An 11,363-nucleotide genomic window follows, 5' to 3' on the forward strand; every position below is an offset into this window, starting at 1 on the left:
CCCTAAGCGCTCCGGTTAGCCACGACGCGCCGCCGGGGGCTCCGCCCAATGCCCGGAAACCGGACGCCCGTCGACGCCTTCCGGTGCGTGCGGCACCTCCCGCGCCCCGTACCGCTCGGCCACCCGCTGCTCGGCTCGGTGGATCGCGCGGGAGGGCCACCAGGTGGCACGCCCGAGGAGCAGCAGTGCCGCCGGCAGGATCATGATGCGGATCACGAACGCGTCGAGCAGGACGGCCGCCGCGAGGACGAAGCCCATCTGCTTCATCTCCAGGATGTGCAGCATCACGAAGCTCGCGAAGACGGTGACCATGACGATCGCGGCGCTGGTGACGACCTTGGCCGATGAGCTGATGCCCTCGATGACGGCCTGTCGGGTGGGTACGCCGTTCAGCGCCGCCTCCCGGATCCGGCTGACCACGAAGACCTGGTAGTCCATCGAGAGCCCGAAGAGGATCACGAAGAGGAAGAGCGGCACCCGCGAGGAGATCCCGCCGAGCGAGATGAACGAGAGCAGTTCCTCGGCCCACTCCCCCTGGAAGACCAGGACGAGCAGTCCGAGCGCGGACGCGGCGGAGAGCAGGTTGAGCACGATGCCGAGCAGTCCAAGGACGACGGAGCGGAACGCGAAGACCGTCATGGCGAAGGTCATCAGGAGCAGGAAGCCGAGGACGAGCGGCAGCTTCTGGTTCTGGTGATCGACGTAGTCCGTGCCGCGCGGCACCTCGCCGGTGACGGCCGTCTCGACGCCGGGCAGCTTGCCGACGGTGGCGGGGAGATGGTCGTGGCGGAGGTGGTCGAGCGAGTCCTCGGCCTTCTTCGAGTACGTCGGGTGCGGGGCGTTGAGCTCCAGGGTGGTGGTCCTGCGGTCCTCCGAGGAGCGCAGGAGCGGAGCACCGGAGGAGTGCGAGAAGAGCGGGTCGGCCTTCGCCTCGCGGTCGAGATCCGTCAGGGCCTGCCGCACGTCGGCGGCCCGCGATGCCTCGGCCCGCACCACGACCAGGTGCCTGACGCGCTGCTCCGGGAAGGCGTCGAGCAGCCTGTCGTACCCCTTCATCGCCTCGATGTCGCGCGAGAAGCTGTCCCGCGCCGGGTTCTTGAGGTTCATGTTCAGTGCGGGCAGCGCGAGCCCCAGCATGACGAGGACCGACAGGCACAGGGTGAGCGCGGGGCGCTTGCGGGCGGGCGCGAGCAGCGCGTTCCAGGCGCGGCCCGGCTTCTTCTCGCCGTACGTCGTGCGGACCGGCTTGCCCCGCGCGAGGCGCTTGGCGGCGCGGCGCTCGGTACGGCGGCCGAGCTTGACCAGGAGGGCGGGCAGCACCGTCACCGAGCTGACCACGGCGACGGCGACGACCAGGATGGTGCCGGTGGCGAGGGAGTCGAAGATGACGTCACGGGCCAGGAAGAGCGCGGTGGTGGAGACGATCACGGCGAGTCCGGAGACCACGATGGCGCGGCCCGCCGTCGCGGCGGCGGCCTCGACCAGGGCCTCGGAGGTGAGGCGGCCGCCCGCGCGGGCCCGCTCCTCGCGTTCGCGCTTGAGGTAGAAGAGCGTGTAGTCGACGCCGACGGCCATGCCGATGAGCAGGATCATGCTCATCCCGACGCCGGTGTCCGGCAGCAGGTGCGAGGCCAGCATCGCCAGGCCCATCGTCGCCATGATCGAGGTGACCGCGAGCAGCAGCGGTACGCCGACCATGACGACCGAGCCGAAGACCACGGCGAGTGTGATCAGCGTGATGGGCAGCGTGATCGCCTCGGAGAACTGCAGGTCCTTGTCGCGCTGGTCGTCGACGCCCTTGCTCACGGAGGCGTCGCCGGTCTCCTCGATCACCAGTCCCGGGTGGGCCTTCGCGGCCTCCTCGGCCTGGGCCTGGAGCGGAGGGACGCTCTCCTGGTCTTCCTGTTCGGAGCCGTTCAGCTCCACCTGGACCCGCAGGACCCGCCCATCGGCCGACTTCACCGGCGCCGCCACCGATGCGACCTCCGGCAGCGACTTCATCCGGGCGGTGATGTCCTTCACGGCGGCGTCGGCGGCCACCTTGTCGAGCGGCCCCGACTCGGCGCGGATCAGCACCTGTTCCGTGGGCCGCATCTGGACGCCGCCCTCGGTCGCCAGGGCCTCGGCGCGGCCTGCCTCACCGACGCGGAAGTCCTGTGAGGTCGCGCTGTTCATGCCGGCGGCTATCCCGCCGCCCAGGCACAGCACCACGAACACCAGCCAGCCGACGACCGCGCGCCCTGGATGCAGCGCACTCCATCGGGCCACGCGCACCGTGACCGATCGCTTCCTCATGACCATCCCCGCCCCTTCGTCCTTCCCCAGCCTTCATGTGTAAGTGGAGACTGACAGGTGAAGGAGCGAGACGTCAACTGTCATTCGAGACTGCGAGTGGGCGGATTGACAGTGGATCCCGTCATACGTAAGTCTTGGCTGACAGGTTTCGGGACCAGCGCGAAGGCGGGCCATGGACAGCGAAGAGCTGCTCGCCTTCCTCTCCGCCGTCGGCCACGCCCAGCGGATCCGGATCATCACCGAGCTCGCCCCGGGACAGCTGTACGTCAGCGAACTGGCGCGGCGGCTCGGTGTCTCCCGCCCCCTGCTCTACATGCACCTCGACCGTCTGGAGAAGGCCGGTCTCGTCGTCGGCCGCCTGGAACTCTCCGACGACGGCAAGGCGCTCAAGTACTTCGAACTGGCGCCGTTCGACGTGCGATTGAACGTGGACACGATCCTCGCGGCCGTCCGGCAGGACGCGTCGGACGAGGACGGACAGCACTCATCAGAGGGGTCTTAATGGACGACGTGATCATCCCGGTCGCCTTCTTCCTGATACTCGCCGGCGCGGTCGTGGCCGTCGCCTACTTCCAGTCGCAGCGCAACCGCGAGCGCGACCGCCAGTGGGCCGAGGCGATGGAGCAGTACCGCGAGGTCGTCGAGCGCGCCAGGACCGAGCAGGAGGCGGCGCGGCTGCAGCTCGTCGAGCTCAGCTACCGGCTCAAGAACGTCGAGGGCCTGCTGCGCAGCGTGGACTGACCCGCCCCCGGCCCACGTACTGACCCCCGCGAGCACCGGCAGGTGCACGGGGGTGCCCTCCGCGGACCGTGCGTGTGTAGCTTGGGCGTCGGTCTGAGACGCTTTTACCGTTCAGCCTGAGCAAAAAGTATTGACACAGCCGGAAGGACGGGCGTGCACATCGTCATCATGGGCTGCGGGAGAGTCGGATCCGCTCTCGCGCAGACCCTGGAACAACAGGGGCACACGGTCGCCGTGATCGACCAGGACCCCACCGCCTTCCGCCGTCTGGGCTCCGGCTTCGGCGGCCGTCGCGTCACCGGCATCGGCTTCGACCAGGACACGCTGCGCGAGGCCGGCATCGAGGAGGCGGGCGCCTTCGCCGCGGTCAGCAGCGGCGACAACTCGAACATCATCGCCGCCCGCGTGGCCCGCGAGATGTTCGGCATCGAGAACGTCGCCGCCCGCATCTACGACCCGCGCCGCGCCGAGGTCTACCAGCGCCTCGGCATCCCCACCGTCGCCACGGTCCGCTGGACCGCCGACCAGATGTTGCGCAGGCTGCTGCCTTCCGGTGCCGAGCCGCTGTGGCGCGACCCCACCGGCGGCGTACAGCTCGCCGAGGTGCACGCGTCCACGTCCTGGATCGGCCACAAGATCAGTGAGCTCCAGGAGGAGACCGGCGTCCGCGTGGCCTTCCTCACCCGGCTGGGCGAGGCGGTCCTGCCGACCTCGCAGACGGTGCTCCAGGAGGGCGACCTGGTGCACGTGATGATGCGCACCGACGAGGTCGAGAAGGTCGAAGCGGCGTTCGCCGAAGGCCCCGAGGAAGGCGGTCACTGATGAGGGTCGCCATTGCCGGAGCAGGCGCGGTGGGACGTTCCATCGCCGGTGAGCTCCTGGAGAACGGGCACGAGATTCTGCTCATCGACAAGGCGCCGACCGCCATCTCGGTCGAGCGCGTACCGCAGGCCGAGTGGCTGCTCGCCGACGCCTGCGAGATCACCTCGCTCGACGAGGCGGCGCTCCAGCGCTGCAACGTGGTGATCGCCGCGACCGGCGACGACAAGGTCAACCTCGTCGTCTCGCTGCTCGCGAAGACCGAGTACGGCGTCCCGCGGGTCGTCGCCCGCGTGAACAACCCCAAGAACGAATGGCTCTTCAACGAGTCCTGGGGCGTCGACGTCGCGGTCTCGACCCCGCGTCTGATGTCCGCGCTCGTCGAGGAGGCGGTCAGCGTCGGCGATCTCGTACGCCTGCTGCGCTTCAGCCACGGCGACGCGAACCTCGTCGAGCTGACCCTGCCGCCCGAGTCGGCCCTCGCGGGCACGCAGGTCGGCGATGTCCAGTGGCCCGAGGACACCTCCCTTGTGACGATCATCCGCGGCACGCGCGTCCTCGCGCCGACCGCGGATGACTCCCTTGAAGCGGGGGACGAGCTGCTGTTCGTCGCGGCGCAGGCTCGCGAGGAGCAGTTGGAGGACCTGCTCTCCGTGCGGCGGGAGGACGCGGCGAGCTAGTCGCTGCGCTTGCTTGTACGCAGCTGGGGGCGCCCGGAAGATTCCGGGCGCCCCCAGCTGTCGTCGAACGCCTGCGGGTGCGTCGTGGCTGGTCGCGCAGTTCCCCGCGCCCCTTACGGGGCGGCCCGGTGCTCGCGTTCCTTCGCCGCCTTCTCCTCGGCCTCCATCTCGGCGAACACGTCGATGGGCGGCGGAGCCTTCGCGAGGAAGACCCAGGTCAGCCAGACGGCGAGCAGGAACGGCGGGATCTTCAGGGCGATCAGGACCCAGCCGAACTGGGTGGTGTCCGCCCACCAGTAGAGCGGGAAGAGGATCGCGCACTTGGCGAGCAGGATCAGTCCCCAGGCCCAACTGGCCTTGGTGTACGCCTTCTTGCGGCCCGGGTTGCGGGTCCGCCAGGAGAGGTTCTCCTTGAAGACCGGTCCGAGGATCAGGCCGATCAGCGGGGCACCCGCCGCGGCCGTGATGATGTAGGCGAGGGCGAGGCCCAGGGTGTAGAGCATGCCCGGCAGATAGAAGTCCTTGGCGTTGCCGGTCATCATCGCGAAGACCACACCGAAGGCGACACCGAAGACGCCGCTGAAGGCGTGCTTGACGGTGTCCTTCATGACCAGGCGGACCGCCACGAGCACCAGGGACACCGCGAGGGCCGCGATGGCCGACATGTGCAGGTCCTTGTTGATCGTGAAGATCGTCACGAAGAGGAGGCCCGGGACGACGGTCTCCACCATGCCCCGCACGCCGCCGAAGGCCTCGAAGAGCGCGGCCTCGGTCACGGCCCTGGAATCGGCGTCCTGATCCGTGGTTCCTTGGTCCGTCGGCTTGTCGAGGGACGTCACCGGCTACTCCCGTCCGAGGGGTCTGAGGTCGTACTTCGGGTTGAAGAGCACCCGGCGGCCGCGGCTCATCGAGATCCGGCCGGACGCGATCAGCCTGCGCCCCGGCTCTATTCCCACGATGGAGCGCCTGCCGAGCCACACCACGTCCAGAGCCGCGGAGCCGTCGAACAGCTCCGCCTCCAGGGCGGGGACGCCGGCGCGTGGTCGCAGGGTGACCGTGCGCAAGGTACCAGTAACCGTGACTATCTGGCGGTCGTGGCAGTCTCCGATGCGGGTGCACCCAGCCGTCTCGGCGTCCTCGCGCAGCTCCTCCGACTCCAGATCCTCCTGGGAGGAGGACAGCCGGTCGAGCATGCGCCGGAAACGGCCTGCCGGCTTCTCGGAACCAGGAACAGCACTCATACAGGAAGCGTACCGGGGGTCGCCGACAGCGCCGCAATGGGTGCGCTCATCTGTGCTTATGCCCGCTCAGTCCGGCCCTGACCCTTGACTCACCGCTCGAACCTGTAACCCATTCCCGGCTCGGTGATGAAGTGCCGCGGATGCGCGGGGTCCGCCTCCAGCTTGCGCCGCAGCTGCGCCATGTAGACGCGCAGGTAGTTCGTCTCCGTACCGTACGAAGGGCCCCAGACCTCCTGGAGCAGCTGTTTCTGGCTGACCAGGCGCCCGGTGTTGCGCACCAGGACTTCGAGCAGATGCCACTCCGTGGGCGTCAGGCGTACGTCGCGCCCGTCGCGGTTGACCTTCTTGGCGGCCAGGTCGACCGTGAAGTCCTCCGTGTCCACCATCACGTCGTCCTCGCCCGCTCCGGTGGGCTCGGCCCTGCGGATGGAGGCACGGAGCCGGGCCAGGAGCTCGTCCATGCCGAAGGGCTTGGTGACGTAGTCGTCGGCGCCCGCGTCGAGGGCCTCCACCTTCTCGTCCGAGCTGTGCCGCGCGGAGAGCACCAGGATCGGGACGCGCGTCCAGCCGCGCAGGCCCCTGATGACCTCGACCCCGTCCATGTCGGGCAGGCCGAGGTCGAGCACGATCACGTCGGGGTGGCGAGCGGCGGCGAGCTGGAGCGCGGTGGCTCCGTCCGGGGCCGCGTCCACGTCGTACTTGCGTGCCTTCAGGTTGATCACGAGGGCGCGTACGATCTGCGGCTCGTCGTCGACCACGAGCACCCGGGTCATCGGTACCTGCCTTTCGGGCTTGTCAGTTGTGGCCGTCTCGGCGGTCATGAGACGGCCTGCGCGGAGAGGTCCGGGAGGGCCGGAGGTCCGCCCGTCACCGCCCGCAGGGTGAGGACCATGGTGAGGCCGCCGCCGGGGGTGTCCTCGGCCTCCAGCGTGCCGCCCATGGACTCGACGAAGCCGCGCGCGACCGCGAGGCCGAGTCCCACGCCCGCGCCGCGCGGAGCGTCACCGTAGCGCTGAAACGGTTCGAAGATGCGGTCCTTGGCCCCATCCGGGACGCCCGGGCCGCGGTCCACGACGCGCAGTTCGACGCGGTCGCCGAGCGTGCTCGCGGAGACCAGGACCGGCTCGGCGTCGAGGCTGTACTTGACGGCGTTCTCGACGATGTTGGCGACCGCGCGCTCCAGGAGGCCCTTGTCCACGGAGACCATGGGCAGCGTCTCGGGGATGTCGAGGTCCGCGCTGCCGTCGGGGACGCCGCCGAGCGCCATCGGGACGACCTCGTCGAGGTCGATCGCGCGGATCAGCGGGGTGACGGTGCCGGTCTGCAGGCGGGACATGTCCAGGAGGTTGCCGACCAGGTGGTCCAGGCGGTCGGCGCCGTCCTCGATGCCCTCGAGGAGCTCGGCCTGGTCCTCCTCGGACCAGGCCACGTCATCGGAGCGCAGGGACGAGACGGCGGCCTTGATGCCCGCGAGGGGCGTACGCAGGTCATGGCTGACGGCGGCGAGCAGTGCGGTGCGGATGCGGTTGCCCTCGGCGAGGGTGCGGGCCTGCTGTGCCTCGTCCTGGAGGCGCCGGCGGTCGAGGACCACGGCGGCCTGCGCGGCGAACGCGGCCAGCACCCTGCGGTCCTCGGCGGGCAGCACCCGGCCGGACAGGGCGAGCGCCATGTGGTCGCCGACCGGCATGTCCACGTCCGCGTCCTCCGGGCGGTCCAGCACGCGGCCGCCACCGACCCGGCCCGCGCAGGTCCAGGGAGCGACGTCGCTCGCGCGCTCCAGGAGCGCCACCGAGTCCATGCTGAAGGTCTCGCGCACGCGCTCCAGGAGGGCGTCCAGGCTGGTCTCGCCGCGCAGCACGCTGCCCGCGAGGAAGGAGAGTATCTCCGACTCCGCGCGCAGCCTCGCGGCCTGGTGGGTACGGCGGGCCGCGAGGTCCACGACGGAGGCGACGGAGATCGCGACGCCCACGAAGACGATGATCGCGACGATGTTCTTGGAGTCGGAGATCGTCCACAGGTGCCGTGGCGGCGTGAAGTAGTAGTTCAGGAGCAGTGAGCCGAAGGCCGCCGACGCCAGGGCCGGAAGGAGGCCGCCGAGGAGGGCGGCGGCGACCGTGAGTGTCAGGAAGAGCAGCATGTCGTTGGCGAGGCCCAGGTCCGCGTCGACATGGGTCAGGAGCAGCGTCAGGAGCGCGGGGCCGCCCACGCCCACCAGCCAGCCCCAGATGCTCCGGGACCGCCCGAGCCGCGCCCCGCGCGCCACGGGCAGGCCGCGGCCCTTGGCGACCTCGTCGTGCGTGACGATGTGGACGTCCAGGTCGGGCCCCGATTCGCGGGCCACCGTCGCGCCGACGCCGGGCCCGAAGATGTACTGCCAGGTCTTGCGGCGCGAGGAGCCGAGGACGATCTGGGTGGCGTTGACGCCGCGGGCGAAGTCGAGCAGCGCGGCGGGTATGTCGTCGCCGATGACGTGGTGGAAGGTGCCGCCCAGGTCCTCCACGAGGGTGCGCTGAACGGCGAGTTCCTTGGGCGATGCCGCGGTCAGGCCGTCGCTGCGGGCGATGTAGACGGCGAGGATCTCGCTGCCGGAGCCCTTGGCCGCCATGCGGGACGCGCGGCGGATCAGGGTGCGTCCCTCGGGGCCTCCGGTGAGGCCCACGGCGATGCGCTCGCGGGCCTGCCAGGTGGAGCGGATGTCGTGCTCGCCGCGGTACTGCTGGAGGTATTCGTCGACCCGGTCGGCGACCCAGAGCAGCGCGAGCTCGCGCAGGGCGGTGAGATTGCCGGGCCGGAAGTAGTTGGACAGGGCCGCGTCGACCCGGTCGGGCTTGTAGATGTTGCCGTGGGCCATGCGGCGGCGCAGCGCCTGTGGCGACATGTCGACGAGCTCGATCTGGTCCGCGCGCCGCACCACTTCGTCCGGCACGGTCTCGCGCTGGCGTACGCCGGTGATCGACTCGACGACGTCGCCGAGGGACTCCAGGTGCTGGATGTTCACGGTCGAGACGACGTCGATGCCCGCGGCGAGGAGTTCCTCGACGTCCTGCCAGCGCTTGGCGTTGCGCGAGCCGGGGACGTTCGTGTGCGCCAGTTCGTCCACGAGGGCGACGGCGGGCGCGCGCTCCAGGACGGCGTCGACGTCCATCTCGGTGAAGAGGGTGCCGCGGTATTCGAGCTCCTTGCGCAGCACCTGCTCCAGGCCGTGCAGCATCACCTCGGTGCGCGGCCTGTCGTGGTGCTCCACGAAGGCGACCACGCAGTCGGTGCCGCGCTCGATACGGCGGTGCGCCTCGGACAGCATCGCGTAGGTCTTGCCGACGCCCGGTGCCGAACCGAGGTATATCCGAAGCTTGCCGCGTGCCATGGCCCCATTGTCTTCCCGAAACTGCTGTGTACGCAGCGTCGACCTTACGGCCAACAATTCCCGCAAAGGGGGCGAAGGGGCGACCGCGGGTGCTCCTTGACGCAACCCTGATGTGGCAGGTCACGGGGATCGATGCGGCAGTCACGTGGGTCAGCGCGCGACGATCTCGCCGTCGCTCAGTTCAAGGACCCGGTCGGCGAGGTCGAGCAGCGCGGCGTCGTGCGTGGCGACCAGGGCGGTGACGCCCTCGCCGCGGACGACGGCACGCAGCAGCTCCATCACGGCCAGCCCGGTCTCGGCGTCCAGCTGCCCAGTGGGCTCGTCCGCGATGAGCAGCGAGGGCTTGTTGGCGAGCGCGCGGGCGATCGCCACGCGCTGCTGCTGTCCTCCGGAGAGCTCGCCCGGCCGCTGCTCGGCGTGGTCGGCGAGGCCGACAAGGGCAAGCAGCAGCGCGACGCGCGCCTCGCGCGCGTGGGGGTCGGTCTTTCGGAGCCGAAGGGGTACGCCGACGTTCTCGGCGGCGGTGAGGATCGGGATGAGTCCGAAGGACTGGAAGATGAAGCCGACGTGGTCGCGGCGCAGCTCCAGGAGGCCGTTCTCGCCGAGCCCCGCCAGTTCGAGCCCTTCCACGGTGATCTTCCCGGAGTCCGGGGTGTCGAGCCCGCCGACGAGGTTGAGCAGCGTGGTCTTGCCGGATCCCGAGCGCCCCTTCAGGGCGACCAGCTCACCGCGCGGGACGGTGAGGGAGACGCCGCGCAGGGCGTGCACGGCGGACGCGCCACTGCCGTAGGTCCGGTGCAGGTCCTCGACGACGACTGCGCTCGCGGTCATGCCCACTCCCCCGTGCGGTCCTGTGGGGCCGGGCGCCAGTATGGTCACGGCACGCCCGGCCCAACAAGGCCCGGTTCAGCTGGGGTTGTTCGCGTGGGTCAGGGTCTCCCAGGCGACGAAGAGGTTGTTGGAACCCGCCGGGCGCTTCTGCTCGGTGAGCTTCTGGGTGTTGGACATGGCGTGGCCGAGGCGGTTGTGGAGCGCGTTGTAGCCCACCTCGGTGATCGGCCCGAGGCCCCGGTGGACCGAGCCGCCGCAGAGCGAGCTCGGGGGCGCCTCGCCCAGTTCGTACTTGGCCTGGAAGCCGAGGCCCTGGCGCAGCCGCTCGCCGACGTCCGTCTTGTAGAGGTCCTCGCCCTGGATGCGGCTGGTCTCGGCGACATGGGAGATCGCGGAGAGTCCGTATCCGGTGTGGGTGAAGTCGCGGCAGGTCTCCTGGGTGAGCCCGGTGGTGAAGGTGCCCTGCCCCTGCCAGTACTTGACGATCTTCGCGCGGGTGTCGAGGTTCTGGCTGGGCACGGTCTTCGGCAGCTCGCCGTCGGAGGCGAGGTAGACGTAGGCGGCGGTGCGCGTGCGGAACTTGGCCATCGCCTTGTCGTACGACCCCTTGTCCTCGATGAAGACGGAGATGCCGATGGCGGCCTCCATCATCGACAGCTCCCAGTTGCCGTTGGAGTTGGAGCCGTTGATGATCTCGGGCAGGTAGACGTTGCGCAGCATCGTCGCGAAGCGGCCCGAGTTGCCCCAACTGCCGGTGTACGTGTGCTTGATGATCTCGGCGGCCCTGGGCCAGGAAGAGCCCGCCCAGCCGGTCTGCAAGGGGGCGTTGCTGTTGGTGTGGTCCTTGATGGTGCCGGACCAGGCGTCCATCAGCTCTATGGACTTCTTCGCGTAGCGGTCGTCACGCGTGATGTACCAGGCGAGTGCCGTGGTGTACGCGGCTATCGCGTCCTCGCGCTCGTCGGTGCACCCGTAGTTGGGGTCCGAGTAGGAACCGCACTCGACGACCGCTCGGGGCTTGGGCGTGCGCGAGAGGGAGGCGTACTTGCTTCCCATCATCTGGTCGTAGGCGCCCTTCCAGGGCTGGGCGCCGGCGTTGACCTTCTCCCTGGTGAAGTCGAGCTGTCCGCGGGAGACGGTGACTCCGGGGTGGACGAAACTGCTGGGCGCGGCGTCGGCGCGCTCGGAGCCGGGCCAGGCGAGCAGGGCGGCGACCAGTGCGGTCACCACGGAGGCGAGGGTCGCGAGGACTGCCGTGCGGGATCTGCGGTGGTGGCGCACGGGTGTGGGGGTGTCAGCCATGCGAAGGGCCATCCATTCTTGTATGTGAACTTCAAGTGCCTTTCTGAACACGCGTGTTGGGCCGAGACCATAGGTACGGACCAGTCCGCC

11 protein-coding genes are annotated in these 11,363 nt (G+C 69.7%); 4 read left to right on the forward strand and 7 right to left on the reverse strand.

Annotated elements, in window-relative coordinates; all coding sequences use genetic code 11:
- Window positions 1-15 precede the first annotated feature (15 nt).
- Window positions 16-2,295, reverse strand: coding sequence for an MMPL family transporter (locus ACZ5WE_RS28000; protein WP_467688340.1), 2,280 nt, complete (start codon window positions 2,293-2,295; stop codon window positions 16-18).
- 172 nt (window positions 2,296-2,467) lie between these two features.
- On the opposite strand from ACZ5WE_RS28000, the gene ACZ5WE_RS28005 reads away from it, so the two are divergent.
- The 4 genes from ACZ5WE_RS28005 to ACZ5WE_RS28020 all read left to right on the forward strand — a co-directional run bounded on the left by ACZ5WE_RS28005 (window position 2,468) and on the right by ACZ5WE_RS28020 (window position 4,535).
- Window positions 2,468-2,797 carry an ArsR/SmtB family transcription factor gene (locus ACZ5WE_RS28005; RefSeq protein WP_467688341.1) on the forward strand — a complete coding sequence of 110 codons (330 nt, stop codon included), beginning with the start codon at window positions 2,468-2,470 and terminating at the stop codon, window positions 2,795-2,797.
- Window positions 2,797-3,036 (forward strand): hypothetical protein, encoded by a 240-nt coding sequence (locus ACZ5WE_RS28010; protein WP_467688343.1) that lies wholly within the window; start codon window positions 2,797-2,799, stop codon window positions 3,034-3,036. The genes ACZ5WE_RS28005 and ACZ5WE_RS28010 overlap by 1 nt, the downstream gene beginning before the upstream one ends.
- A gap of 153 nt (window positions 3,037-3,189) precedes the next feature.
- Window positions 3,190-3,858, forward strand: coding sequence for a potassium channel family protein (locus tag ACZ5WE_RS28015; RefSeq protein WP_467688345.1), 669 nt, complete (start codon window positions 3,190-3,192; stop codon window positions 3,856-3,858).
- Entirely contained in the window at window positions 3,858-4,535 is a 678-nt protein-coding gene (locus ACZ5WE_RS28020; protein ID WP_249587254.1) for a potassium channel family protein, read from the forward strand. Before ACZ5WE_RS28015 ends, ACZ5WE_RS28020 begins: the two co-directional genes overlap by 1 nt.
- 113 nt (window positions 4,536-4,648) lie before the next feature.
- On the opposite strand, the gene ACZ5WE_RS28025 is transcribed toward ACZ5WE_RS28020, so the two are convergent.
- The 6 genes from ACZ5WE_RS28025 to ACZ5WE_RS28050 form a co-directional block, all read right to left on the reverse strand.
- The gene (locus ACZ5WE_RS28025; protein ID WP_467688347.1) at window positions 4,649-5,374 is read right to left on the reverse strand and encodes a DUF3159 domain-containing protein; all 726 of its coding nucleotides are present in this window, start codon (window positions 5,372-5,374) and stop codon (window positions 4,649-4,651) included.
- Between the two features lie 3 nt (window positions 5,375-5,377).
- Window positions 5,378-5,776, reverse strand: coding sequence for an OB-fold nucleic acid binding domain-containing protein (locus ACZ5WE_RS28030; RefSeq protein ID WP_467688349.1), 399 nt, complete (start codon window positions 5,774-5,776; stop codon window positions 5,378-5,380).
- An 89-nt stretch (window positions 5,777-5,865) separates the two neighbouring features.
- Window positions 5,866-6,549: a response regulator gene (locus tag ACZ5WE_RS28035; protein ID WP_249592796.1), complete on the reverse strand. Its 684-nt coding sequence runs from the start codon at window positions 6,547-6,549 to the stop codon at window positions 5,866-5,868.
- A 44-nt stretch (window positions 6,550-6,593) separates the two neighbouring features.
- On the reverse strand, window positions 6,594-9,140 hold the full coding sequence (locus ACZ5WE_RS28040) for a DUF4118 domain-containing protein (RefSeq protein WP_467688350.1): 2,547 nt from the start codon (window positions 9,138-9,140) through the stop codon (window positions 6,594-6,596).
- A 150-nt stretch (window positions 9,141-9,290) separates the two neighbouring features.
- Window positions 9,291-9,971: an ABC transporter ATP-binding protein gene (locus tag ACZ5WE_RS28045; protein ID WP_467688352.1), complete on the reverse strand. Its 681-nt coding sequence runs from the start codon at window positions 9,969-9,971 to the stop codon at window positions 9,291-9,293.
- 75 nt (window positions 9,972-10,046) lie between these two features.
- Window positions 10,047-11,273, reverse strand: a complete 1,227-nt coding sequence (locus ACZ5WE_RS28050; protein WP_467688353.1) for an alginate lyase family protein — start codon at window positions 11,271-11,273, stop codon at window positions 10,047-10,049.
- Window positions 11,274-11,363: the final 90 nt, after the last annotated feature.

It is taken from the genome of Streptomyces sp. NPDC033180 (assembly GCF_055577645.1).